Origin of the sequence: Pseudophaeobacter sp. EL27, assembly GCF_900313025.1 — a bacterium.
Classification (GTDB): domain Bacteria; phylum Pseudomonadota; class Alphaproteobacteria; order Rhodobacterales; family Rhodobacteraceae; genus Pseudophaeobacter.
Genome location: NZ_OMPQ01000013.1, coordinates 364,441 through 390,159, shown reverse-complemented (window position 1 = coordinate 390,159; position 25,719 = coordinate 364,441). Strand labels below are relative to the sequence as shown.

21 protein-coding genes are annotated in these 25,719 nt (G+C 59.6%); 9 read left to right on the top strand and 12 right to left on the bottom strand.

What is annotated here, in order from left to right; translation table 11 throughout:
* Positions 1-148: 148 nt before the first annotated feature.
* The 3 genes from ED661_RS16995 to pepN form a co-directional block, all read right to left on the bottom strand.
* Complete coding sequence (locus ED661_RS16995; RefSeq protein WP_254054870.1) at positions 149-1,612, bottom strand: hypothetical protein; 1,464 nt, start codon at positions 1,610-1,612, stop codon at positions 149-151.
* A gap of 126 nt (positions 1,613-1,738) precedes the next feature.
* Positions 1,739-2,122, bottom strand: coding sequence for a hypothetical protein (locus ED661_RS16990; protein ID WP_162930157.1), 384 nt, complete (start codon positions 2,120-2,122; stop codon positions 1,739-1,741).
* Between the two features lie 94 nt (positions 2,123-2,216).
* The gene (gene pepN, locus ED661_RS16985) at positions 2,217-4,781 is read right to left on the bottom strand and encodes an aminopeptidase N (RefSeq protein WP_122075504.1); all 2,565 of its coding nucleotides are present in this window, start codon (positions 4,779-4,781) and stop codon (positions 2,217-2,219) included.
* A gap of 284 nt (positions 4,782-5,065) precedes the next feature.
* Between pepN and ED661_RS16980 the strand changes: the two genes are divergently transcribed.
* The 3 genes from ED661_RS16980 (at position 5,066) to ED661_RS16970 (ending at position 8,710) form a co-directional block, all read left to right on the top strand.
* Positions 5,066-7,198: a malate synthase G gene (locus ED661_RS16980; protein WP_371412454.1), complete on the top strand. Its 2,133-nt coding sequence runs from the start codon at positions 5,066-5,068 to the stop codon at positions 7,196-7,198.
* Between the two features lie 75 nt (positions 7,199-7,273).
* Positions 7,274-7,699: a heme-binding protein gene (locus ED661_RS16975; protein ID WP_122075295.1), complete on the top strand. Its 426-nt coding sequence runs from the start codon at positions 7,274-7,276 to the stop codon at positions 7,697-7,699.
* A 228-nt stretch (positions 7,700-7,927) separates the two neighbouring features.
* Positions 7,928-8,710: a gamma-glutamyl-gamma-aminobutyrate hydrolase family protein gene (locus tag ED661_RS16970; RefSeq protein ID WP_122075293.1), complete on the top strand. Its 783-nt coding sequence runs from the start codon at positions 7,928-7,930 to the stop codon at positions 8,708-8,710.
* Between the two features lie 148 nt (positions 8,711-8,858).
* On the opposite strand, the gene ED661_RS16965 is transcribed toward ED661_RS16970, so the two are convergent.
* Both ED661_RS16965 and ED661_RS16960 read right to left on the bottom strand, forming a co-directional pair.
* Positions 8,859-11,096, bottom strand: a complete 2,238-nt coding sequence (locus ED661_RS16965; protein ID WP_122075291.1) for a xanthine dehydrogenase family protein molybdopterin-binding subunit — start codon at positions 11,094-11,096, stop codon at positions 8,859-8,861.
* Between the two features lie 4 nt (positions 11,097-11,100).
* Complete coding sequence (locus ED661_RS16960; protein WP_122075289.1) at positions 11,101-11,565, bottom strand: (2Fe-2S)-binding protein; 465 nt, start codon at positions 11,563-11,565, stop codon at positions 11,101-11,103.
* Between the two features lie 101 nt (positions 11,566-11,666).
* Between ED661_RS16960 and ED661_RS16955 the strand changes: the two genes are divergently transcribed.
* Entirely contained in the window at positions 11,667-12,272 is a 606-nt protein-coding gene (locus ED661_RS16955) for a TetR/AcrR family transcriptional regulator (RefSeq protein ID WP_122075287.1), read from the top strand.
* Positions 12,273-12,404: 132 nt separating this feature from the next.
* Here the strand turns inward: ED661_RS16955 and kynA are convergent, their stop codons facing one another.
* From kynA to ED661_RS16935, 4 genes are all read right to left on the bottom strand, one after another.
* A complete protein-coding gene (kynA, locus tag ED661_RS16950; protein ID WP_122075285.1) occupies positions 12,405-13,262 on the bottom strand; it encodes a tryptophan 2,3-dioxygenase in 858 nt (285 codons plus the stop codon).
* Positions 13,263-13,410: 148 nt separating this feature from the next.
* Positions 13,411-14,604, bottom strand: coding sequence for a kynureninase (gene kynU, locus ED661_RS16945; protein WP_122075283.1), 1,194 nt, complete (start codon positions 14,602-14,604; stop codon positions 13,411-13,413).
* Between the two features lie 96 nt (positions 14,605-14,700).
* Positions 14,701-15,075: an MmcQ/YjbR family DNA-binding protein gene (locus ED661_RS16940; RefSeq protein ID WP_122075281.1), complete on the bottom strand. Its 375-nt coding sequence runs from the start codon at positions 15,073-15,075 to the stop codon at positions 14,701-14,703.
* A gap of 13 nt (positions 15,076-15,088) precedes the next feature.
* Positions 15,089-15,841 (bottom strand): SDR family NAD(P)-dependent oxidoreductase, encoded by a 753-nt coding sequence (locus ED661_RS16935; protein ID WP_122075279.1) that lies wholly within the window; start codon positions 15,839-15,841, stop codon positions 15,089-15,091.
* Between the two features lie 217 nt (positions 15,842-16,058).
* Between ED661_RS16935 and ED661_RS16930 the strand changes: the two genes are divergently transcribed.
* From ED661_RS16930 to ED661_RS16910, 5 genes are all read left to right on the top strand, one after another.
* On the top strand, positions 16,059-16,979 hold the full coding sequence (locus tag ED661_RS16930) for an MBL fold metallo-hydrolase (protein ID WP_122075501.1): 921 nt from the start codon (positions 16,059-16,061) through the stop codon (positions 16,977-16,979).
* 218 nt (positions 16,980-17,197) lie between these two features.
* Complete coding sequence (locus tag ED661_RS16925) at positions 17,198-17,647, top strand: isoprenylcysteine carboxylmethyltransferase family protein (protein WP_122075277.1); 450 nt, start codon at positions 17,198-17,200, stop codon at positions 17,645-17,647.
* A gap of 261 nt (positions 17,648-17,908) precedes the next feature.
* Positions 17,909-19,480, top strand: coding sequence for a Re/Si-specific NAD(P)(+) transhydrogenase subunit alpha (locus tag ED661_RS16920; protein ID WP_122075500.1), 1,572 nt, complete (start codon positions 17,909-17,911; stop codon positions 19,478-19,480).
* Positions 19,481-19,493: 13 nt separating this feature from the next.
* The gene (locus tag ED661_RS16915; protein WP_122075275.1) at positions 19,494-20,927 is read left to right on the top strand and encodes an NAD(P)(+) transhydrogenase (Re/Si-specific) subunit beta; all 1,434 of its coding nucleotides are present in this window, start codon (positions 19,494-19,496) and stop codon (positions 20,925-20,927) included.
* Positions 20,928-21,183: 256 nt separating this feature from the next.
* On the top strand, positions 21,184-22,464 hold the full coding sequence (locus ED661_RS16910) for a DUF3422 family protein (RefSeq protein ID WP_122075273.1): 1,281 nt from the start codon (positions 21,184-21,186) through the stop codon (positions 22,462-22,464).
* Here ED661_RS16910 and ED661_RS16905 read toward each other — a convergent pair.
* The 3 genes from ED661_RS16905 to ED661_RS16895 form a co-directional block, all read right to left on the bottom strand.
* A complete protein-coding gene (locus ED661_RS16905) occupies positions 22,400-23,485 on the bottom strand; it encodes a YeeE/YedE family protein (protein ID WP_122075271.1) in 1,086 nt (361 codons plus the stop codon). The genes ED661_RS16910 and ED661_RS16905 overlap by 65 nt on opposite strands.
* A 253-nt stretch (positions 23,486-23,738) precedes the next feature.
* Complete coding sequence (locus ED661_RS16900; protein WP_122075269.1) at positions 23,739-24,650, bottom strand: ABC transporter permease; 912 nt, start codon at positions 24,648-24,650, stop codon at positions 23,739-23,741.
* Positions 24,643-25,650 carry an ABC transporter permease gene (locus ED661_RS16895; RefSeq protein ID WP_122075267.1) on the bottom strand — a complete coding sequence of 336 codons (1,008 nt, stop codon included), beginning with the start codon at positions 25,648-25,650 and terminating at the stop codon, positions 24,643-24,645. The genes ED661_RS16900 and ED661_RS16895 overlap by 8 nt, the downstream gene beginning before the upstream one ends.
* Positions 25,651-25,719 lie beyond the last annotated feature (69 nt).

Genomic DNA, 25,719 nt, shown 5'->3' with positions numbered 1-25,719 from the left:
CCGCACCTTTACTTGAAAACGGGGTTTTGCCTGCAAAGAAGAGCAGGGGGCTCTGCCCCCTCGCGCCCTTGGCGCTCACCCCCGGAATATTTTAGGAAAGATGAAACAGGGTGGCCAGATGGAGGTGGAAGCGCGCCTTTTCAGCTCGTTAGGCGGGCAGCAGGTCAAACCCCTCGGGGGTGAAAGAGATCTTATGTCCGCTTTCGATCTCATCGCGAAAAATATGGGTTAGGCATTGCAAGGCCTTGGCCTGACCATGGGCCGCAAAGCGGCGCAGCGAGGTGATGCGGGCGTTATTGTCAAATCCTTCGCAGGCATGGGCCCAGATCAAGGGATGCAACTCACGCAGATGACTGCGCACCAGCCAGCGGGCGGCCTTGGAGATCTCGATCCTGTTTAGATTGGCCGCTGCGCTGCTTCCCAGAGCATTGGGCAGGGTGACAGCGCAATAGGCTGCGAGCAGATTGATCATCTCCTGGCTCGGATCGGTGCAGAGAATATCCTGCAGCCCATCCAAAAAGAATTTGTGATCAACCCTGGCGCAGGCCTGTTCGTCGATGGCCATGGCATCAAAGTAGACCCAGGCGTATCCGCCAGCGCCCCATTGATCTTGGGTCCGGGCGGCCGTGCGACGGGCCTCCAGCTCTAGGGCTGCATAGGAGCCATTGGCGCGTGGCAGCATCTGGGCGCCCAGAGCGCGCATTGGTCGCGGATTATCAGGGGCCTGATCAATCAGGGCGCCATAGGCATCTGCAACATCCATAGTGTCTGCGCTTTGCCCGGCAAACAGGGCACATTGAGCTGCCGACAGAAAAGCGCTGTCGCGGCTTTGATCCTTGAGCGGTGTGAGCAGGGCTGCAGCGCGTTCAAAATGGGCATTTGAGCGGCGAAGCTGAGCTTCTTGTTGGGTTTGACTCGGCAAGGCCTCTGCAGCGGCTGCGCGCCAGGTCCAGGCGATATCAATATGGGCCTGGGCGACAATTGCCGTCAGGTAGATGTCTTTGGGGTGGTCGCGCCGCAGGGTTTCCAGAGCCATGACACCGTCAATGAGGACGGGATTTTCGCCAGATCTTTGTCGTGCAGTTTTACCCTTGGTCCTGCCCATGTTTGACAGGCCTGCCTTGGTGTTGTGATCCTGAAGCGCGTGTTCCACCGCGTTCACCACATCCGAACGGGCGCCATAGGCGAGAAGGTCAGCTTCGGGCAGGCCGCCACCTGTGCGGCTCTGGTTTTTGTCGGCGGCGCGGATCAGATTGGAGAGTTCAGGCCAGCGCTCCTGGCGGGCCAGGAACTGACCTTTGTCCTGTAGGCATTGGCGGTTTTGGCTGTTGGGGCAGTCGTTGAGAATCGGAATTTGCAGCTTTTGTGCAAAGCTGTTCGCGTCTGTCTCACTCTCGGGTTGTTCAGCAGCTGTCGGTGACTGCTGCTCTGATACTGGCGCGATCACATCCTCTGCCTGGCCGGAGAGCTGATCTGAGGGGCTAGCATTCTGCAGCTGCGCCTTCTCAGCGCGGAGGCCGGAGGCGCCCGAGAAGCTGGTCGCGACCCAGGCTGGGAATTCCTTGTGCAGCCTGGAGAGGTGCGTCCACATTTGGGTGTGAGGTTTGAGCATTCAAAATCCTGCAGGTTGGCAGCTAGTCCGATAAGGCTCAAAATGATTGCTCAATGCGGCACAATCGTGGCGGCGATGGGGTTATTGCCGTTAGGAATTGGGAAATGACGTGGCAGAGTGAGGTGCCTAGATAACGGTAAAGTGATGCCGTTCGCTGGGAATGTCTTTCGCGCTCAGGTTGTTTTCGAGCATCTGAACCGGGGGGAGTGTGGGCTGGGGCAGGCGCCACCTGGATCCGTTGTTCAGGATCAAGGTGGCGCGAAAGGAAAAATCCCAGCGTCGATCTAGCCGTAGCAGTGCGATCTCTGACAGGGGCAGTGTGGTGACTTGGGGGCCAGAAAACCAGCTGATCTGATCTTTGGTGAGTGACAGCCCGGAGCTGGGGTTGCGCCACAGATCCCATAGGCCAGGCAGAAGAGGCAGGGCAAAGAGGATCAGGACCCAGGTTGTGACCTGCAACACAGTGGCGCCAAAGACAAGCGCCGCCCCCCAGAGAGCGAGGGCGGCCACCAGTTTCCACGATCGTCCCTGTTGTTCAAAATGAAAGACCGGCGGGGGAAGGGCCGGGACCGGGGAGGTCGCGGCCTTTGGGGGTTTTGGTTGTTCAGGCATCCAGAATACGGCTGACCATTTCATTGGTGTCGCGGCTCAGCTTGGGCGTGGACTTGATACGCTCAAGCTGGCAGCGGATCAGGGCCTGACGGGCGCTGTCGTAGCGTTTCCAGGTCTGGAAAGCGGTGCACATCCGGGCGGTGGTCTGCGGGTTGAGACTGTCCAGCGCAATCAGCTTATCCGCGAGCAATTGATACCCGGTGCCGGTTGGGTGGTGGAACCCTGCATGGCTGCCAGCCAGGGCCCCCATCACCGCCCGAAAGCGGTTGGGGTTTTTCAGGGTGAACAGCGGGTGCTCCGTCAGATCAGAGGCCGTTTTTGCCGTTGCCTCTGGTGCGGCGGCGGCGACCTGCAGGGCGAACCACTTATCCATGACCAGACGATCGTCTTGCCATTGCTGGAAGAAGGCTTTTGACTGCGCGCTGCCTTTCTCGGCGGTCAGGAGGGCGGCAAGGGCGGTATATTGCTGGGTCATATTGTCTGCCGCCTGATACTGTCGGCTGGCCTGATCACCGCCATCAAGGCGGGTCAGCAGGGAGAGAATGCGCCCGTTTAACGCCCTTTTGCCTGCGCTCACGGCATCGGGCTGATAGGCACCTTCCACGGTTGTATCTGCATAAAGACGTGGCAGGCTGTCTGCCAGTTGCTGCGCCAGGGTCTGGGCAAAGGTCTCAGCTGCGTCGTAGATCTGCTGTGGATCAGGTGTGTGGCCGCGTTCAAACAGGGCCTGGGCGATATCAGATTGGCTGGGCGGTTGCAGCACCAGGGCCCGGAAGGCTGGGTCGAGGTCATCGTCGCGCACCAGCTTTTGCAGCGCATCCAGATAGGAGGCATCCGGGGCGGCGCCGTCCAGAACCATGGCAATGCGGGCCTCGCGGGCCAGGGCATTGCCGGCCTCCCAGCGGTTGAACAGATCGCTGTCATGGGCCAGCAAAAAGGCGCGCTCTGCATTGCTGGTCTCGCGGTCCAGGATGACGGGGGCTGAGAATTCGCGCAGGATAGAAGGGACGGGTTTGCTGGCCAGCCCATCAAAGGTGAAGCTCTGTTTGGCCTGCGTCATCTCCAATACAGTGGTTGGCAGTACTTCATCGCCATTGTCATTCAACAGGCCGAGGGCAATTGGAATGACGCGGGGATCTTTGTCGGGTTGGCCGGGAGTTGCGGCAGTGTTTTGTTCAAAGGTGAGCGTATAGGTGCCACCTTCATAGCTCTCTGCCACCGTGAGCCGTGGTGTGCCAGCCTGGGCGTACCAGCGTTTGAACTGGGTCAGATCACGGCCCGTGCTGTCTTCGAACACTTGTAGCCAGTCCTCGATGGTGCAGGCCTGTCCATCGTGACGGTCAAAATAGAGATCCACTGCGGCGCGGTAGGCCTCATCCCCAACCAGGCGCTTTAGCATGCCGATGATTTCGGCGCCTTTCTCGTAGATGGTGGCGGTGTAGAAATTGTTGATTTCCTGAAACTCTTCGGGACGAACGGGATGCGATAGCGGACCTTGGTCCTCGGGGAACTGGCGGGCGCGCAGATCGATCACATCAGAGATCCGTTTCACTGAGGCCGAGCGCATATCGGCAGTGAACTGGGCATCTCGGAACACCGTCAGCCCCTCTTTGAGGCAGAGTTGGAACCAATCCCGGCAGGTGATGCGGTTGCCGGTCCAGTTGTGGAAATACTCATGGGCAATAATTGCCTCGATGCGCTCAAAATTGGCATCCGTCGAGGTCTCAGGGCTGGCCAGCACGCAGGAGGAGTTGAAGATATTCAGCCCCTTGTTTTCCATCGCGCCCATGTTGAAATCATCCACCGCGACGATGTTGAAGATATTGAGATCATATTCGCGACCATAGGCTTCTTCATCCCAGGTCATGGATTTCTTGAGGGCTTCCATACCAAAGGCACATTTGTCCTCATCCCCCGGGCGCACCCAGATGTTCAGCTCCACCTCTTTGCCAGACCGGGTGGTGAAGCTGTCGGGGTGGTTGACCAGATCGCCCGCCACCAGAGCAAAGAGATAGGCAGGTTTGGGCCAGGGATCGTGCCATTCCGCCAGGCCCTGGGATTGCGACACCGGGTTGCCGTTGGACAGGAGCACCTCTTCGTCGCCCTCAATACGCACGGTGAAGGTGGACATCACATCGGGGCGGTCGGGGTAATAGGTGATCTTGCGAAAACCCTCGGCCTCGCATTGGGTGCAATACATGCCATTGGACATATAGAGCCCTTCCAGCGCGGTATTGCCTGCGGGGTCGATTTCGACCTCCGCCTCCCAGAGAAAAGAGGTCGCGGGCACGTCACAGGTCAGGCCTGCATCGCTCAGCTCCGGAGAAATCTCAGCGCCGTCGATTTTGGCCGAGATCAGTTTCAGCTTTTCGCCGTGCAGGAAAAACCGTGGATCGGCGGCACCTGGTTTGGGAGTGAAGCGGATCTGGCTCAGCACGCGGGTTGTATGCGGGGCTAGCCGAAAGGTCAGCGCGACGCTCTCTACCTCAAAGCCAAAGGGCAAATAGTCCTTGAGGTAAAAGGTTTCTGCTTCGGCCTGGGCTGCGTCAGTGGTCATCTTGCTGTCCTCGCTCACCGCGACCATGAGGCAGGTCGGGGGTTTGTGTCTTTTGTTGCCCTAGTGGTAGGCAATGGCGCAGAGCCGGGCAAGCGTGTGACATGGAAAATACGAGCAAAACTGGATGGCATTTTCCTCTCCTTTTTGAAGTCTGGTATGATTTGCTTCAAAATTTTGAAACAGCCTCGCTGTAATTGGTAAAATGTTTTTACCGCATCTGTTGCTGATAGGAAACTTTTCCTGTATCGGGGAAACAGGATCGACAGAGGGTAAGGAGAAAATCAATGAGCGATATGCGCACCATCGAAGGCATGCAGGTTGCAGCCCATTTGGCGGAGTTCATTGAAAGCAAGGCACTGCCCGGCACCGGTGTTTCGGCCTCGGCCTTTTGGGCTGGGTTGGCTGGGCTGGTCAATGGTATGGGCGATGAAAACCGTGCCTTGTTGGCCAAGCGCGCCGATCTGCAGGGGCAGATTGATGCCTGGCATGTGGCCAACCGTGGCGCGCCGCAGGATGCAGCTGCTTACCAGGCGTTTTTGCGCCAGATCGGGTATTTGTTGCCCGAAGGGGAAGACTTTGAGATCGAAACCGAGAATGTCGATGCTGAGATTGCCTTCACCCCCGGCCCGCAACTGGTGGTGCCCATCACCAATGCCCGCTTTGCGCTGAACGCCGCCAATGCCCGCTGGGGCTCGCTCTATGATGCGCTTTATGGCACCGATGCCATGGGTGACCTGCCGGCCGGCGGTGGCTATGACGCAGCGCGCGGTGCCCGGGTGATTGCCTGGGGGCGCAGCTTCCTGGATGAGACCTTCCCGCTGCAAAGCGGCTCCTGGAGTGACATCACCGGCCTGTCTGTTGCCAATGGCGCTTTGCTGCCGACGCTAAAGGATGCCACGCAGTTTGCCGGCCATGTGGGTGCCGCAGAGGCCCCAACGCGGGTGCTGCTGAAAAACAACGGCCTGCATGCGGTGATCGAGGTGGACGGCGCAGGCAACATCGGCGCCACTGATGCCGCTGGTATCAACGATATCACTTTGGAATCGGCGCTCTCCACCATCATGGACTGCGAAGACTCGGTCGCCTGTGTCGATGCCGAGGACAAGGTGGTTGCCTATTCAAACTGGCTGGGCCTGATGAAACGGGATCTGGCCGAAGAGGTCAGCAAGGGCGGCAAGACATTTACCCGCGTGTTGAATGGAGATCTGGCGTATACCTCCGCAGCGGGAGAGGCCGCCAGCCTGAAGGGGCGTTCGCTGCTTCTGGTACGCAATGTTGGCCATCTGATGACCAACCCTGCGGTTCTGGACAGCGAGGGGCGGGAGGCCGGCGAAGGCTTCTTGGACGCGATGATCACCGTGATGATTGCCATGCATGACCTGCAGGCCGAGGGCGGCAATTCGCTCAAGGGGTCGGTCTATGTGGTGAAGCCCAAGATGCACGGCCTCGAAGAGGTCGCTTTTGCCTGCCGCATCTTTGATCATGTCGAAGCGGCGCTGGGCCTGCCCGCCAATACCGTCAAGATCGGTATCATGGACGAGGAACGCCGCACCAGCGTGAACCTCAAGGCCTGTATCCGGGCGGCCAAATCGCGCGTGGCCTTTATCAACACCGGTTTCCTAGACCGTACCGGGGATGAGATCCACACCTCGATGGAGGCAGGGGCGATGCTGCCCAAGGGCGAGATGAAGAGCACCCCCTGGATTGCCTCTTATGAGGATCGCAATGTCGACATCGGTCTGGCCTGTGGCCTGAAGGGGCGTGCGCAGATCGGCAAAGGCATGTGGGCCATGCCTGATCTGATGGGCGAGATGCTGGCCGCCAAGATTGGCCATCCCAAATCCGGAGCCACCTGCGCCTGGGTGCCTTCGCCAACCGCCGCCACGCTGCATGCCACCCACTACCATCAGTTTGATGTGCTCGCCCATCAGGATGCGCTGCGCGCAGCTGGTCCACGTGGCACTCTGGGAGATCTGCTCACGGTGCCGGTGATGCAGGGGCAGAACCTGTCCGAGGAACAGATTACTCGCGAGATCGAGAACAATGCCCAGGGGATCCTGGGCTATGTGGTGCGCTGGGTTGATCAGGGGGTTGGCTGTTCAAAAGTGCCTGATCTCAACGATGTAGGCCTGATGGAAGACCGCGCCACCTGCCGGATCTCCAGCCAGGCGCTGGCCAACTGGCTGCACCACGAGGTGGTCTCGGAGGCCCAGGTGATGGCAGCGATGCAAAAGATGGCCGCCGTGGTGGATCAGCAAAACGCAGGCGATGCAAGCTATTCGCCAATGGCGCCAGGCTTTGACGGTATCGCCTTCCAGGCGGCCTGTGATCTGGTGTTCAAGGGCCGTATCCAGCCCTCGGGCTATACCGAACCGGTGCTGCATGCCCGTCGCCTTGAACTCAAGGCCGCAAGCTAAGATACAGTTTACGACCGGGGCAGGGATATTCCTGCCCCTTTTCCTATTTCAGATCCTGACCAAAAGGACACGACCATGACAGTCTCCCTGCAATCCGCCCAGACGATCATCAACACAGCCCTGGCCAAGGGCCGTGAAATGGGGCTGAAACCCCTGTCCGCAGTGGTGCTGGATGGCGGCGGCCATGTGCAGGCCTTTGCCCGCGAAGACGGTGCTGCGCCCGGTCGTTTTGCCATCGCCCATGGCAAGGCTTACGGTGCAGTGATGCTGGGTATGGCCGGCACTGCACAGATGGCGCGGGCCGAAGCGCAACCCTATTTTATGGCAGCGGTAAACGGTGTCTACGGCGGTCAGGTCATCCCTGTCCCCGGCGGCGTGCTGCTGCGTGATGATGCGGGTGCAGTCATTGGCGCAGTTGGCGTCACTGGCGATACCTCTGACAACGATGCGATTGCTGCCATGGCAGGGATCGAAGCGGCGGGCCTCATTGGCGAGATCTGAGCGCACCCCGGCCTGAACACTGTGATAGGGGCGTCGCGATTTGCGGCGCCCTTTCTCAATTCAGGCTTGAAGACTGTGTCTCACCCGCCCTGTTTTGCGCCACATCGTTCCTAATGACGTCAGGGCGTGCAGAATTGAACACCCGCTTGCGCGCGATCCCATGGCTTGGGTGCTTGCGGGATCCCGGGCAAGGCCTTAGCTTTGTTGTGTATCTAATTCGGAGTCCCCATGGCGCGTCCCAAAGTCGGCATTATCGGCAATTCCTACCTGCTCAACGATCAATACCCGGCCCATGCCGGTGGCACCATGAATTCAGAGGCCGTGGCCGAGGTCGCTGGTTGTATGCCGCTGCTGATCCCCTCCGACCCGCGCTTCCTGTCAGTCGATGAGCTGCTGGAGAGCTTTGACGGTTTTTTGCTCACAGGTGGGCGCCCGAATGTGCATCCCAATGAATATGGTGAGGCGGAGACCGCAGCGCATGGCGCCTTTGACCGCGCCCGTGATGCGATTGTTCTGCCGCTGGTGCGGGCCTGTGTCGAACGGGGCCAGCCGTTTCTGGGGATTTGCCGGGGTTTTCAGGAGGTCAATGTGGCCATGGGCGGGACGCTCTACCCGGAGATCCGCGATCTGCCCGGACGGATGAACCACCGGATGCCCCCTGACGGCACCCTGGAAGAGAAGTTTGCCCTGCGCCATCCGGTGAAAATGACGGCTGGTGGCGTGTTTAGCGGCGTCTTTGGCTCCGACGAGGTCATGACCAACAGCCTACACGGCCAGGGTATCAAAACGCCAGGTGCGCGCATTGTGATTGATGGCCAAGCGCCAGATGGTACCCCCGAGGCAATCTATGTGCGCGACGCCCCTGGCTTTACCCTTTCGGTTCAATGGCATCCGGAATGGGATGCCAACAACGATCCGGTTTCCAGACCGCTGTTCCAGGCTTTTGGCGCGGCCGTCCATGCCTGGGCAAATGGGATACCTGAGATCGGTGGATTGCAGGAAGCAGGCTGACAACAGGGCGATTAGAAAGAGGCATTAGGCGTGACCTTTGGCGTTGACCTGGGCCAAGACGGCTGGTGAATGTCTCTGGATCCCAATAGGCCCGCACCGAAAATGTTTCGGTGCGGGCCTTTGGTTTTATGCATCATACAAGGTTGGTTCAGGCAAAGTTGAAACGCTTGCTCAGGGGCAGCTCCCGCGCGCGTGTCCCGGTGAGGTCAAAGAGGGCATTGGCCAGTGCTGGTGCTGCAGGCGGGGTGCCGGGCTCCCCTGCGCCGCCCATGTGTTTCTGGTTTTGCAAGACCGCGACCTCGACGGCGGGCATACTCGGCATGCGCATGGCGTCATAATCGGGGAAGTTCTCCTGCTCTACCGCGCCACCCTCAAAGGTAATCTCGCCAAAGCAGGCCGCCGACAGCCCGTAGGCGAGGCCACTAAACAGCTGCGCTTCGGTGTTTTGCGGATCCACGGCCAGGCCAAGATCGGCGGCAATCCAGGCCTTGGTGATGGCGATATCCCCGTCGCGATCTGCAACCTCGATGACCTGCGCTACGGGGGTGCCAAAGCTGTAGACCAGGGCGACGCCACGGCCGATGCCTTCCGGCGTTTTACCGCTCCAGCCAGACATATCGCGGACGGATTCCAATACCTTGGCCGCGGGGGCCCACTCAGCACGGGCCAGTTCCAGGCGGAACTCCAGCGGGTCGCGCCCGGCCTTATGGGCCATTTCGTCAATGATGCTGTCCGAGAAGAATCCGTTGAAGGAGGCCGCCACCGAGCGCCAGAACCCCACCGGGATCATCGGCTTGGCGATATAGCCCTCGACGCGGAAATTGGGGATTGCCAGCGGCTGATTAAAGGCAGCATCCACATGGCCCTTGTCCGGGCCGGACATTGGCAGGCCCAGCATCCGGCCAGCACCTTCCTGGGTGGTGGACTGGGCAGCGATCTTGCCATGCACCATGAGCGCCTTGCCATCCATGACGGCGGCGCGGTAGCGGCCAATGGCGCCGGGGCGGTAGTAGTCCTGGCGCATGTCTTCTTCGCGCGACCAGGTGAGCTGCACCGGGGTGCCTTTGAGCTTTTGGGCGATCTGAACGGCGCGGTTGCAATAGTCCACCTCGATACGGCGGCCAAAGCCTCCGCCCAGATAGGTGGTGTTGACGGTCACCGCCTCAGTTTCCAATCCCGTGAGTGCCGCAGCAGATTTCTGCACAATCGTTGGCCCCTGGTTGGGCGCCCAGATCTCCAGCGTATCCCCCGTATAAAGCGCAGTTGCGTTCATCGGTTCCATGGTGGCATGGGCCAGATAGGGAACACGGTACTCGGCCTCGATCAGCTCGGCCCCCTCGGGCAGCTCATCCACGTCGCCATCATCGCGCAGGGTAGAATTGGCGGAACCATCAAAAGCGGCTTCGATCTCGGCAAAGATGGCGTCGGTGGTTTCAGGATAGCTCGCAGGCTCCCAGTCGACCTCGATGGCCTCCACCGCCTGTTGCGCCAGCCAGGTGTTGGAGCCCACAACGGCAACCGCATCGCCCAGGTCCAGGATCTCGTCAACTCCGGCCATCTCCTTGGCCGCAGCGGCGTCAAAGCTGCGCATGCCCGCGCCAAAATGCGGGTTTTGCTTGATGGCGGCGAATTTCATGCCGTCAATGCGGGTATCAACACCAAAACCAGCGGTGCCGGTGACCTTGGCCGGCATATCAATACGCGGTACTGGCTTGCCGATGTATTTCCACTGGGCCGCAGGGCGCAGCTCAGCCTCTTGTGGCTCAATGTCAGCGGCCTCAGCGGCCAATTCACTATAGGAGAGCGTTACACCGCCGGGGGCCAGGATTTGACCGTCCTTGGTCTCCAAGAGCGCACGCGCGACGCCAAGTCGTTGTGCCGCAGCCTCCTTCAGGGTTTCACGGGCACTGGCACCGGCCAGCCGCATCCGGGTGAACCCGTCTTTCATCGATGAGGACCCGCCCGTCACCTGCAGATCAAGGAATTTAGAGAAATTCCCCACGACCTGACCCAGGGAGTGCTGGAAGTCGCTGGCGTTATAGCCACGCCCGGGCAGGGCTTCGGCCATCATGGCGCTGTTGTAATAGGCCTTGGCTGCAGGGCCGTGGATGACAGTGACCTGGCCCGGATCCACGTCCAGTTCTTCGGCGATCAGTGCCGCCCAGGAACTGCGCACGCCCTGGCCCATCTCGGCCCGAGGTGCAATCAGAGTAACGCCAGACTGATCCACAAAGACAAAGGGATTCAGTACCGCCTTGTCTTTGCCCGGTTCCAGCGGGTTGGGGGCGGGCTGGTGATATTTATAGGTGCCAAAGGCAACGCCGCCCAGAATGGCAGCAGAGCCGACAAGGAAGCTGCGACGGGCGATTTTTTTCAAGCTGGCCATGGGGTCAGGCCTCCTGCATCATTTTGGCGGCGGAGTGGATGGCCGCGCGGATACGCGGGTAGGTGCCACAGCGGCACAGGTTGCCCTGCATAGCCTCGTCAATCTCTGCGTCACTGGGGGCGGGGTTTTCCGCCAGCAGGCTGGCCGCCTGCATGATCTGGCCGGACTGACAGTAGCCACATTGCGCCACCTGATGTGCGACCCAGGCCTCCTGGATCTTGGCCATATTGTCTGGTGTGCCCAGACCCTCGATTGTGGTCACCTCTCCCTCGACATCGCCGAGGCTCAGCTGGCAGGACCGTATGGCCTCACCATCCACCTGGACGGTGCAGGCCCCGCAGGCGGCCACACCACAGCCAAATTTGGTACCGGTCAGGCCGATCTCATCGCGCAACACCCAGAGCAGGGGCACATCATCGGGCAGATCCACCTCATGGGTCTTGCCATTGATACGGAGCGTTTTTGACATGGGACTGGCCTCTTTGCTGGGTCCGGGGTTTCTGACAAAATGCACGCAAAGTGTCACTGTGTCAATTGACAAAAACTTGCTAAACTGTCAGAAGCGTGGGCATGACTTTTTCTGCACCTGACACCAAGACTCAAAGCATTCTTGCCGCCGCCTGGGCGGGGTTCTCGGCCTATGGGTTTCGTAAAACCTCAATGGATGACATCGCGCGGGGCGCGGGCATGTCACGCCCGGCGCTCTATCTGCATTTCAAAAACAAAGAAGCGATTTTCCGAGCGCTGGTCGAAAGCTATTACACAGAGGCCTCGATGAAGATCACACTGGCCCTGGCCGAGGAGGTCACGCTTCACCAACGCCTGGCGCGGGCCTTTGCGGCCCATGGCGGCGAAAGCATGGAGGCGATGATGTCTTCGGCGCATGGGATGGAGCTGTTGGAAGCGACCATGAATGTGGCTGGGGATATGATTGAAGAGGGGGAGGCGCGCCTGCAGGCCCTCTATGCGGCCTGGTTGACCTCGGAATTCGCGCGGGGCCAGGTGGTGTTGACCAGTGATGCTGAAACGATAGGGCGTCTGTTTTGTGCCTGCCTGAAGGGGGTGAAACACACCTCCCAGTCCTATGCAGCCTATCAGGCCGGAGTGGCGAGCTACGCGGCACTTTGCGCCGAAGCTCTGACACCTGCAGGCACAAGACCTGTCAACCATTCTTAGGCTTGTGTCAAAGCGGAGCACTGGCCGCCGTAGGCTGCCGCGCCGCGCGTCAGCGCGGCGCCGGGCCCAACGGGATGAGGCATCTTTGATGCTGCGAGACGGGCGGGAGCCCCCCGTCTCCATTTTCCGGCTTCAGAGCGTGGTGCGCAGGTGCCACAGCTCGGGGAAAAGCTCCACCTCCAACATGCGTTTGAGATAGTTCACCCCGCCGGTGCCACCGGTGCCGCGTTTAAAGCCAATGACCCGTTCCACAGTGGTGACATGGTTGAAGCGCCAGCGACGGAAGTAGTCCTCAAAATCCACCAGTTTCTCTGCCAGCTCATAGAGCTCCCAATGGGCATCGGGGGCGCGATAGACTTCTGACCAGGCGGCTTCAACCGCTTCGCTGGCCTGATAACCCGCAGAAAGGTCGCGATTGATCACCTCCTCAGGCAGGGCGAAACGCTGGTGCAGCGCCCGCAGCGCCACATCATACAGGGAGGGCTGGGCCAGTTCGGCCTCCAACAGCGCCACCAGGTCGGGGCGGTGGGCATGGGGTTTCAGCATTGCCTTGTTGCGGTTGCCCAGCATGAATTCAATCAGCCGGTACTGGTGCGACTGAAAGCCCGAGCTTTGCCCCAGAGCATCGCGAAAGGCAGTGTAATCGGATGGGGTCATGGTGCGCAACACATCCCAGGCAGAGTTCAGCTGCTCAAAGATCCGCGCCACCCGCGCCAGCATCTTGAAGGCCTGGCGGGCCTCGCCCTTGATCAGCCGAGCACGTGCTGCCTGCAGCTCGTGAATGGCCAGGCGCATCCACAGTTCTGATGTCTGGTGCTGGATGATGAAGAGCATCTCATCATGGGTATCGCTCCAGGTTTTTTGTGCATTCAGCAGCAGGTCCAGCGACAGGTAGTCGCCATAAGACATGCGCCCATCAAAATCCATCTGGGCGCCGTCATCCGCCGGGTTAAAGGGGCAGCTCTGGCCCTGGGTCTTGGAATCACTCATCGGATCCCTCCTTTTCCTTAAAGTTATCGTTTTTAGGGAAAGGTAGGGATCCTTTTGTTCAGCGCGCCACATTGGGCGAGGCGACGCCAGAGCGCCACCCAGCCAAAGGGCCGGCACAGGGGCAATGCCTTTGTGCCAAGGGGGGCCATCAGGTCACAGCCGCGCGGATTTTGTACTCAGGCTTGTCCCAGAGGCGGTTGTTCATCACATCGGCAATGATTGCCACGGCGCCGTCGACATCACCTTCGTCAATATAGAGCGGGGTAAAGCCAAAGCGCATGATATCCGGAGCGCGGAAATCCCCGATGACGCCACGATCAATCACCGCTTGCATCGCTGCATAGCCCTCTTCAAAGGCAAAGGAGACCTGACTGCCGCGGGCCGCGCCATCGCGGGGGGAGGCCAGGGTCAACTCAGGGCAGCTGGCTTCAATGCCGGCAATGAAGCGATCACACAGCGCAATGGACTGAGCGCGCAGGGCCTGCATATCGACCTGATCCCAGATATCCATAGAGGCACTAAGCGCCGCCAGCTGGATCATCGGCGGGGTGCCAACGCGCATCCGTTCAATGCCGGTGCCCGGGCGATAGTCCAGATCAAAGGCAAAGGGGGCTTCATGTCCCAGCCAGCCGGACAGGGCAGGGCGCGCGGTATCGATGTGGCGTGGCGCGACATAGATGAAGGCTGGGCCGCCGGGGCCGGAGTTGAGGTATTTATACGAGCAACCCACGGCAAAATCAGCCCTGCATTCGGCCAGATCCACCGGCAGGGCGCCAGCGGAATGCGCCAGATCCCAAACTGTCACCACGCCTTTTGCATGGGCCAGCTCTGTCAGGGCCTTCATGTCGTGCATGCGCCCACTTCGATAGTCTACTTCCGTGAGCATCAAGACGGCAATCTCATCCGTGATGTTGTCAGCGACATCCTCGGGGTTCACCACCCGCAGCTCATAAACACTGCCCAGCGATTTCAGCAACCCCTGCACGATATAAAGATCAGACGGGAAGTTGCCATTGTCAGACAGCACCACGCGGCGCTCCGGGTTCATCTCCAGCGCTGAGGCAACGGCCTGATAGACCTTGATCGACAGGGTATCCCCCATCATCACATGGCCTTTTTCCGCGCCGATCAGCCGACCGATACGATCCCCCATTTCGGTGGGTTGCTGCATCCAGCCGGCCTTGTTCCAGCCGGTGATCAGCATCTTGCCCCACTCGTCCTCAATCATCGAGGAGACGCGATCCTTGGTGGCTTTGGGCAGCGGACCCAAAGAGTTTCCATCGAGGTAGATCATCCCCTCGGGCAGGTCGAACATCGCTTTGGTGGCGGCAAAATCAGTCATGAGAGCCTCGCAGGATCCTGGGTTGCTTCAAGCTTAAAGCTTTTTCGTATTTCGTATCCGATCCAATCTGACCTGTCCAGTGTCAGTTGATGCTCCCTAGCCAATGGATCCGGGCTCAGGGATACCCAGTGCGGCGCGTTTCTTTTTGGAGAGGCCTGCCGTGACCATCTGATAGGAGAGCGTGATACTGTTGCGCAGCTCCTCATCCGTCAGGCCATCCTCGGCAAATTGCTGCAGCCATTTCATCCCGCGCGAGGCCAGATAGGGCGCTGGGCGCACACCGGGGCGTGTTTGCAGCACCTCAAAGGCGATCTCGCCCGCCTTGAAGGTAAAGGCGTCGTCCCCATCGGCCCAGCCGCAGACGGCAAAGAGCTTGCCGCCTGCTTTCCAGACGTCGGAATTGCCCCATTGCACCACATGTTCCGCAGCCGGAAAGGTGGCGCAGAATTGGTTGAATTCCGTGCGGTTCATCGTGTCAGCTTCATCAGGTCTGACCGCCTGCAATCTCGATCGTTTGACCGTTGATCGACTGTGAGCCGGGACCACAAAGCCACATAGCCGCTGCCGATACCTCTTCGGGTTCGATCAGGCGCTGGTGGCGGTTGGCATTGACCATGACCTTGAGCGCTTCCTCTTCGCTGATGCCCGCCCGGGTGGCGATGGAGCTGATGTTGCGGTCGACAATTGGGGTGTCGACATAGCCGGGACAAATGGCATTGGCGGTGATCTGGCTGCCCATGTAGTCTTCGCTCAGCGCCCGGGTGAGGCCAATCATGCCATGTTTGCTGGCGCTATAGCAGGCGCCGCCCTTCAATCCGCGCAAGCCTGCAATTGAGGCCACCGTGATGATCCGGCCCCAGTCCGCCTGATGCATGGATTTCAGGCATTCGCGAATGGTCAGAAAGGCGCCGTCCAGATTGGTCGACATCATGTTACGCCAAAACTCCATCGAGGTCTTGTGCAGGGCCTTGCCCTCGGCGACGCCGGCATTGGCAACACAGATCTGGATCGGGCCGCGGGCCTCAACAGCGGCGGCGACCTTGGCAACGATGTCGTCTTCATTGCGCACATCCATCGCCATGGGGTGCAGGCCCTGAGTTGCGACTTCTTCTAGCACCTCCTGGCGACGCCCCGTGATCGTGACTTGTGCCCCCTGTTCCGCCAGGGCCTTGGCAATGGCAAGCCCGATGCCGGTGCCGCCACCGGTGACCAATGCGTGTTTCCCGTTCAAATCCATCTTTGTCTCCTCCTGTTTGTTGCAGGGTATCGGCGCTGCCGCCCCGCGCAAGCGCGCCGTTCCGTCACAGAGGCAGGGGCGGGGCGGAAAATCTATTTACAATCATATTCGCAAGTGTGAATGATTTGGGCGAACCAAATGGGAGGATGACATGACGGAAACCGCGTTGACCGGGCGCGTGGCGCCACTCTGTGCCGCTGGGCTCACAGCACTTGTTATGGGGCTGCCAGTGGCAGGCCTTGCCAGCGAGGATATTGCCGATCAGTACCCCCAGTCCGAGCTCTATTCCAAGCCGGTAGAGGTGATCCCGCATGTGTTTTCCGCCATCGGGGCCACCGCGCCACCGACCTATGAAAACGCCGGCCACAACAACAACCTCTCTTTCATTGTGACGGATGAAGGCGTTGTGGTGATCAACTCGGGCGCCTCGGATGCGCTGGCCGCGGCCCTGCACGGTGAGATCAAGGCGGTGACGGATCAGCCGGTTGTTTTGGTCATCAACGAGAATGGCCAGGGCCATGCGGTACTGGGGAATGGCTATTGGCGCGATCAGGGTGTCGATATTCTGGGCCATGTCGATGCCATTGCCGAAACACAGAAAAACGGCGACTTCATTTTGCAGCGCATGCAGGCCTACAATAAGGATCGCGCCGGTGACAGCCGGATGGAACATGCCAATATCAGCTTTGATGATCGCTATGATCTGAGCCTCGGCGGGGTGGAGATCCAGGTGCTGCATCTGGGGCCGGCCCATGATCCGGGTGATGTGCAGGTCTGGATCCCGGCGTGGAAGATCATGATTGCCGGCGATATCGCCTTTCATGAGCGCATGCTGCCAATCTTTCCCCATACCTGCACCAGCTGCTGGGTAGAGACCTGGGTGGAAAAACTGGAGCCGATTGCGCCGACCTATGTGATTCCGGGCCATGGTCATCCCACCAATTTTGATCAGGTACGTCGCTATACGCTGGACTATCTCAACGATCTGCGTGGCAAGATTGGCGCGCATATCGAAGAGGGCGGCGATCTGGCGAGCGCCTATTACGTCGATCAGCAAGACTGGCGCGGGCTGGACACTTTTGATGAGCTGGCAACCAAGAACGCCGGTCGCGTTTTTGAAGAGATGGAATGGGAATAGGTCAATATGACCCGCTGAGCCTAGGGATTTGTACCGCTGGGGGTCAGGTTCAGCGCCGGTCAGGGAACGAAGTTGTGACAGGGCTTTAAAAACAGGCATACTGTTCTTTTATCGGGGCGGAAATTGCTAAAACTCTGGACCTTTCCTGGGGATCTGGGAAAGGTGCCGCAAATTAGCCCTGCAGCTCTGCTTTGCGGCTTTGAGGAAAGAGACATGGAATGAAATGGATCGACCTTCCTCCGGTTTGGCTGGCTGGCTTTGTCGTCTTAGCCTGGTGTCAGGCGCAGTATCTGCCGATGGGATTGGGCTTTGGCCCGGTCTGGGCAGATCTTCTGGGGGGGCTGCTGGTGGGCGGCGGGCTGGTTCTGATGGCTCTTGCAGTGACCGAAATGCGGCGCCAGAAAACCACGGTGATGCCGCATGAAACGCCCAGCAAGCTGGTGCAGTCCGGCATTTTCACCCGCAGTCGCAACCCGATCTATCTGGGCGATGTCATGGTGCTGGCGGGGCTGATCCTCTACTTTGACGCGGTTCTGGCGCTGCCCTTGATCCCGGTGCTGACCTGGATCCTGGAAAAGCGCTTCATTATTGGCGAGGAAAACCGAATGCGGCGGGTCTTTCGAGCTGATTGGGTGCGCTATGAACAGAAGGTCCGGCGCTGGGCCTAGAGGAAAAAGAGAGGACAGGGCCAAGCGTCCGGAGCGGTAAAAACGAGCAGGGCTCTAACATTTCAATTGTAGTGCCATTTCAGGGGCCGGTTGCAGAATCCGCACCAGTTTTGTTGAGTGGTGCAGAATTGCGGCAACGCGGCAGTGAAATGCGGCGACGCAGCGAAACCATTGCGCAAATATATTGCGCAGGATAGTCATAATGTTTGCGATCCGTACCCGGGCGATGCCGGGGCGGGCAGTACGAGGGGGACCGACAAGGTGAAAATTGGAACACCCAAAGAGGTGATCAACGGCGAGGCGCGTGTCGCTATGACGCCGGATTCTGCGCGTCAGCTGCAGAAACTGGGCTATGAATGCGCGATTGAGAGCGGTGCAGGCCTGGCGGCCGGCTTTAGCGATGCCACCTATGAGGAGGCCGGTGTTGAAATCATCAAGACCGCTGCCGCCCTGTGGAAGGCCTCGGATATCATCGCCAAGGTGCGTCAGCCAAATGAGGCTGAACTGAAGCGGTTGAATTCGAAAAAAACACTGATCTCTTTCTTCAATCCCGGTGGGAATGAAGAGGGGCTTGAGCTGGCCAAATCCAAAGGCGCCAGCGTTGTCGCCATGGAGATGGTGCCTCGTATTTCGCGCGCCCAAAAAATGGATGCACTGTCGTCCATGGCCAATATCGCGGGCTACCGCGCGGTGATCGAAGCAGGCAACAACTTTGGTCGCTTCTTTACCGGACAGATCACGGCGGCGGGCAAGGTGCCCCCGGCCAAGGTTCTGGTGGTTGGCGCAGGCGTTGCCGGTCTTGCCGCAATTGGGACCTCAGCCAGCCTCGGTGCGATCACCCTGGCCTTTGATGTGCGGCCCGAAGTGGCCGAACAGGTCGAGAGCATGGGCGCCGAATTTGTCTATCTCGATTTTGAAGAAGAGCAGGCCGATGGCGCTGCTTCCGGTGGCTATGCCTCGGTCTCCAGCCCGGAGTTCCGCGACGCCCAGCTGGCTAAGTTCCTGGAACTGGCACCAGAGGTGGACATCGTCATCACCACCGCGCTGATCCCCAACCGCGAAGCGCCTGAGCTCTGGACCGAAGAAATGGTCGCGGCGATGAAGCCGGGCTCGGTCATTGTTGATCTGGCGGCGGAGAAGGGCGGCAACTGCAAACTCACCGTGATGGATGAGAAGATCGTGACCGAGAATGGCGTGACCATCATCGGCTATACCGATTTCCCCAGCCGGATGGCAGCGCAGTCTTCGATGCTCTATGCGACCAATATTCGCCATATGATGGCGGATCTGACACCTGAAAAAGATGGTCAGGTCAACCATGACATGGAAGACGACGTCATTCGTGGCGCCACCGTCACCCATGGCGGCGAAATCACCTTCCCGCCACCGCCACCCAAAGTGGCCGCGATTGCCGCCAAACCCAAAGAGGTGGTGCCAGAGCTGACGCCGGAAGAGAAACGCGCCGAAGAAGTGGCGGCGTTTAAGGCACAGACCAAAAATCAGGTCACTCTGCTGGCTGTGGGCGGCGCATTGCTGCTGGCGGTTGGTCTGGTGGCGCCTGCCAGCTTCATGCAGCACTTTATCGTCTTTGTGCTTTCGGTCTTCATTGGCTTCCAGGTGATCTGGGGCGTGGCTCACAGCCTGCACACGCCATTGATGGCGGTGACCAATGCGATCTCTTCGATCATTATCCTTGGGGCCTTGATGCAGATCGGATCAGGCAGTTTCCTGGTGATCCTGCTGGCAGCCCTGTCGGTCTTTATGGCCGGTATCAACATCTTTGGTGGCTTCCTCGTCACCCGGCGCATGCTTGCCATGTTCCAGAAATCTTAAGGGGGACACTGAGATGGAATATGGATTCACCACTGCGGCCTATGTTGTTGCCGCTGTTCTCTTCATCCTGTCGCTGGGTGGGCTGTCCGGCCAGGAAAGCGCCAAACGTGCGGTCTGGTATGGTATCACCGGCATGGCACTGGCGGTTTTTGCCACCCTCGTTGGCCCCGGTTCGGGCCTGTGGTTGCTGTCGATCGTGCTGATCGCCGGTGGTGGTGCCATCGGCTATCAGCTGGCAACACGGGTGCAGATGACCCAGATGCCCGAACTGGTGGCTGCAATGCACTCGCTGGTTGGTCTGGCGGCGGTCTTTGTGGGCCTCATCGCCCATATCGAACTGGGCCGTGTCATGGCCATGGACGCCGAACAGAAACAGGCGCTGGACGGGTTTGCCAAACTCCTGGCCAAGAAAGACGGCGTCGAAGTTTCAATCCTGCGGGTTGAACTCTTCCTCGGCATCTTCATTGGTGCGGTGACCTTCACCGGCTCTGTCGTTGCCTATGGTAAACTGGCGGGTAAGTTGACCTCCTCTGCGGTCAAACTGCCGGGCGGTCATATGCTCAATGCGGGGGCCGCTGGCCTGTCGCTGATTGCCCTGATCTGGTACTTCAACACTGGCGGGTTCTTCCCGCTGTTTATCATGACCCTGGCAGCTTTGTTCATCGGCTATCATCTGATCATGGGAATCGGCGGCGCCGACATGCCGGTGGTTGTCTCGATGCTGAACAGCTATTCCGGCTGGGCTGCTGCGGCGATTGGCTTCAGCCTTGGCAATGATCTGTTGATCGTTGTGGGCGCGCTGGTGGGCTCCTCCGGGGCCATCCTCAGCTACATTATGTGTAAGGCGATGAACCGCAGCTTTGTCAGCGTTATCTTGGGTGGCTTTGGCGGCACCACCGGTCCTGCGATGGAGGTCGAGGGCGAACAGGTGGCGATCGACGCTGATGGCGTGGCAACCGCGCTGGATGAGGCCGACAGCGTCATCATCATCCCCGGCTACGGCATGGCGGTGGCCCAGGCGCAGCAGAACGTTGCTGAGCTCACCCGTCGTCTGCGCGCCAAGGGCAAGACAGTTCGCTTTGCGATCCACCCGGTCGCCGGGCGTCTGCCAGGTCACATGAATGTTCTCCTGGCCGAAGCCAAGGTTCCCTATGACATCGTCATGGAGATGGATGAGATCAATGAGGACTTCCCGGAAACCGATGTGGCCATCGTTATTGGCTCCAATGACATCGTCAACCCGGCGGCTCAGGAAGATCCAAACAGTCCGATCGCCGGCATGCCGGTTCTGGAATGTTGGAAGGCCAAACAGGTCTTTGTCTCCAAACGTGGTCAGGGCACCGGCTATTCCGGCATCGAGAACCCGCTGTTCTTCAAAGAGAACACCCGGATGTTCTACGGTGATGCCAAGGCCAGCCTCGATCAATTGCTGACCATGATCCAGTAACCGATCGCAAAACCCTAAGACGACAGGCGCGCCAGAGACATCCGGCGCGCCTTTTCTTTTGCGGATTTCATTTGGTCCCAAATATCCCGGGGGAGGCCATAGGCCGGGGGCAGCGCCCCCTCCAAGCCCCGGATTCTCAGAGGTTTTTGAGCCATGGTATACCATTGTATCCTGGTAACACATTGAAATAAAAGAGTTCTGTACAGATTGAGGCCTGCCCACTATGGTTCCGCAACCCATTTGGAGATCTCGCGCCATGCCCCCAATCCCGGACCACCCCCTACGGTATTCCCTGGCCAATGAGCTGCACGCCCGACCTTTCCCTGCGATGCAAAGTCCCAGCACGGTGATCTATCTGGCGGTGAAACAACCCAAGGAGGCGGTGCACCGGGATCGGGCACTGGATCTGCAGCATCTTACGGCGCTGTTGGACCGCCACGGTGCAGCGCATCCGCAACCCGGTGCCACCCATCATTCGGCGCAACTGGGGCGTTATACGCTGAAGTGGGAGCAACATACAGAATTTGTCAGCTACACGCTCTACGGCGATGGCATCGCCAAACGTGCCTTTGACCCGGCGGATTTTGATGTCTTCCCTGCAGACTGGCTGGAGGCCGCACCGGGTCAGCGGGTGACGTCCTTGATGATCCGGATCCTGCCACGCCCCGAAGGAAAGCGGATCAAGGCATCACTAAAGGACTGGTTTGTCCCCGAAAGCCTGGCAGTGGCCGAAGTCCTGGACGACAGTGCTGTGGTGGCGGGGGATTTCCGCATCGATCCTGCCGGGCATATGCGTTTTGCGCTTTTTGCCAATGCTGCCACTGGCAGCCAGCGGATTGGACGCATCGTGCAGCGGCTCTGCGAGATCGAGACCTATCGGGCCATGTCGATGCTGGGGTTTTCCCGGGCCAGGGGGCTCACCCCGAACATCGGCGTACTCGACACCTATCTCAGCGAGATGATGGCCGAGATGACCTCGGATACGGTGCCGGCCGAACAAACATTGACCCAGCTGTTGCAGGTCTCTGCCCAGCTTGAGGCCATGGCCGCGCAGTCTGCCTTTCGTTTTGGCGCGACAGGAGCATATGAAGCCCTCGTCAACCAACGCATCGCATTGCTGCGCGAAGCGCGTCATGGTGGCTATCAGACCTTTTCAGAATTCATGCTGCGCCGCTATGAACCGGCGATGCGTACGGTGAAATCCACCGAGGCCCGTATTGGCACCCTGGCGGATCGGGCGCGGCGCGGCGGCGAGCTGCTCAGAACCCGGGTTGATGTGGAGCGCAGCGCGCAGAATCAGGCGCTTTTGGCCAGTATGGACCGGCGGGCGGATCAGGCGCTGCGGCTGCAGCACACCGTTGAGGGGCTCTCGGTGGTGGCGATCAGCTACTACGCCGTCTCGCTGGCCTCTTACCTGCTCTATCCCCTCGCGCAGGCTCTGGGCCAAAGCAAGGGGATGATGACGGCCCTGATCACTCTGCCGGTTGTTGGGCTGGTGTGGCTGGCGATCCAGCGGGTGAAAAAGAAGCTGCATTAGGCGCCTCTCTCAGCACCCGGTGCGCCAGGATTCCACCCAGAGCAATCGCACCCAGCGCCAGAGGTGCCGCCAGTCCCAGAGTGGAGACCCCGGCTAGACCGGCGCCGAGCGTGCAGCCGCCCGCGAGAACCCCACCAAAACCCATCAGGCTGGCGCCCAGAATGTAGCGTCCGGTCTGGCGCGGGTTTTCAAAACTCTGCCAGTGGAATTGTCCCCGCAGTAAGGCGATGAGCAGCGCGCCGACCAAGACGCCACCGATCAGCCCAGGACCAAAGCCCGCAGGCACCGCGCTGGAGGCGATCGCATAGAACAGCCCTTCGGACATTGGCGCAGTAAAGGACAGACTCTCCATGGCGATGGGGTCGAATTCATCAAAGAGCACAAATCCGGTGGTCACCCAGGCCAGCGGCACCAGCGCTCCGATCATGGCGCCGCCAAGCAGGGCCAATGCAGAGTTCTGTGAGCGCAGCGCCAACCAAAGCGCGGGCAGGGCGATGAGGGCGCTCCACAGGGGCGCACCGCCGGGCAGGGCGGCCAGTGTTGCATAGTCCCCCAGTTGGACAGTGTAGCTGCCCAATGCGCTGCGCAGCGGTGCCAACACGCCTTTGAGCGTGGCATGGGCGGTGATGGCAAAAACCACCAGGCAGAGCAGGGCGCGCAGATTGCCGGTGCCGCTGAGCACGGTGAGGCGCGAAATGCAGCCCCGGGTCAGCACCATACCAATGCCGAACATCACGCCACCTAGCGCAATGGCCAGCAGCGGCAGATCCGAGACCAGCAGGCGGTGGGCATCAAAGCTGATCCAGCCCTGGATCACGGCAGCCTGAGTGCCCAGAACCGACACCACAAGCGCCAGCGCCCAAATGCCCGCGGCTTGGCGCCGGTCTTCACCGATCACAGCGCGGCGGAAACAAAACCGGGTGAGCTGAGCCAGCACGCCAAAGCCCAGGCCCAGTGCGAGGGAAAAATAGAGCGAGGCCAGTCGTGGGCTGGTCTCTTCAAAGCCGAGTGTCTCAAACATTGCCTGTACCCGTTTCACTGTGAAGTGGAATTATTTCCCGAAATGAGAGCAAATCCATTGTCAGGCAAGGGGCGGTGATGCGGTTGGATTGGTTTGGGGCGGAACGGCTTCCCGCTTGATACGGTCCTGGTGGGATCCTGTTCGCAATTTTCACAGGAGCTGTGAAACAAAAACGGCCGCCCCAGGGGACGGCCGAATGTTATGTTCTTATTTGAATATGTCTCATCGAACGGGGCTGAGACGGCGCGTTACCTTAGCGGCCGCGAATCCGTGGATCCAGGGCATCCCGCAGACCATCACCAAGGTAATTTACGCTCAGCACGGTCAAGGAGATCGCCATGCCGGGCCAGAAGACCCGCTCCGGGTGCTGCTGCAGATAGTCGGTGGCATCAAACAGCAAGCGGCCCCAGGTTGGGAAATCCGGCGGGAATCCGAGGCCAAGGAAGGACAGCGAGCTTTCGGTGATAATCGCTGTGGCAATACCCAGTGTGGCCGAGACCATGATGGGTGACAGCACGTTGGGCAGGATATGCCGGGTGATCAGCCCCTTGTTCGAGGTGCCAATGGAGCGGGCCGCCAGAACAAACTCACGTTCCTTGATCGCCAGAACATCGCCGCGCACGATCCGTGCGGTGGGCATCCAGGAGGTCACCCCAATGGCGCAAACGATCAGGATAAAGATGCCCTGTTCCGGTCCAAAGGCCGCGTTCAGCGGCTCGCGGAACAATAGCATCATCACCAGAAGCAGCGGCAGCAGGGGCAGCGCCAGGAACAGGTCGGTCAGGCGCATCAAGGGCCCGTCCAGCCGTTTGAAGAACCCGGCGACCACGCCGATGAAGGAGCCCAGGAACAGCGCCAGCGCCATCGCAGTAAGACCAACGGAAACCGAGGTCGAGCCGCCGGCCATCATCCGGGCCATCATATCGCGCCCCAGCTGATCGGTGCCAAAGGGATGCGCCCAGCTGGGCCCCTGATTGCGCGAACGGATGTCGATATGGGTCGCTTCTATATCCCAGACGAAAGGACCGAGGTAAACGGAGGCCACAATCAGCAGGAAGAGAATCCCGCCCATAAGAGCACCACGGTGCGATTTGAACTGGTCCCAGACATCCAGCCACTGGCTGCGCGGCGGCTTGCTGGGGATGGGATTGCTAAGCTCAGTCATAGCGGATCCTCGGGTCTAGGATGCCGTAGAGAACATCGGCGATCAGATTGAACAGCACGATGAGGATGGCAAAGATAAAGGTCAGCGTCTGCACCATAGGCAGGTCATTGGCCTGGATGGCGCCAATCAGCAACTGGCCGATGCCATTCACCTTGAACACCTGTTCTGTGATGATTGCGCCGCCAAAGATCGACGGGATGCCCAGGGCAATCACGGTGACCACAGGGATCATCGAGTTGCGCAGCACATGCACCATGACCACAACATACTCGCTGAGGCCCTTGGCCCGTGCGGTTCGCACATAGTCCTGATTGAGGTTATCCAGCATCGAGGCCCGCATGAAGCGGCTGAGCTGTGCGGTGATCTGCAAGGCCAGAACCATGACCGGCATGATCATCTGCTTCATCTGGTAAACAAAACTATCCCAGCTATCGACCACATGGGTGGTGTCATAGATCGAGGGGAACCAGCCCAGCTGTACCGAGAAGATCACGATGACCAGCACGCCCGAGAAGAAGGGGGGTACGGAAAAGCCAACCATCGACACAAAGGTGCCTAGCTGGTCGAACCAGCTGTACTGACGATAGGCGGAGTAGATGCCGATAGGCAGGGCGATCAGGATCGCAACCACATAGGCGGTGCCAACAACCCACAGGGTCTGCGGCATCCGCTGGATGACGATATCCATCACTGGCGAACGGGTCTGCCAGGAGATCACCCGCAGGTCACCCTGCGAGAAGGTGGTACCAAAATAGTGGTCGATCAGAACCTGGGGTTCAATCCAGAAGAACTGCACCAGCCATTTCCAAAACCGAATGGGGGCGGGTTGGCCAAGGCCCAGGGCCTCGCGCATTTTTTCTTTGACTTCAGGGGGAACTGTGAGGGGAACCTGTGCCATCGGGTCGCCAGGGGCGAGTTCGAGCAGCAGGAAAATCACGAGACTGATAAACAGCAGTGTCGGAACCGACAGGACCAGTCGCCTGATTGTAAAGGTCAGCATGGAGCGTGCGCCTTTTGCAATGTGTTATTGTTGATCTGGACAAGAGGTCAGAGCCTAGAGAGGCAGTGG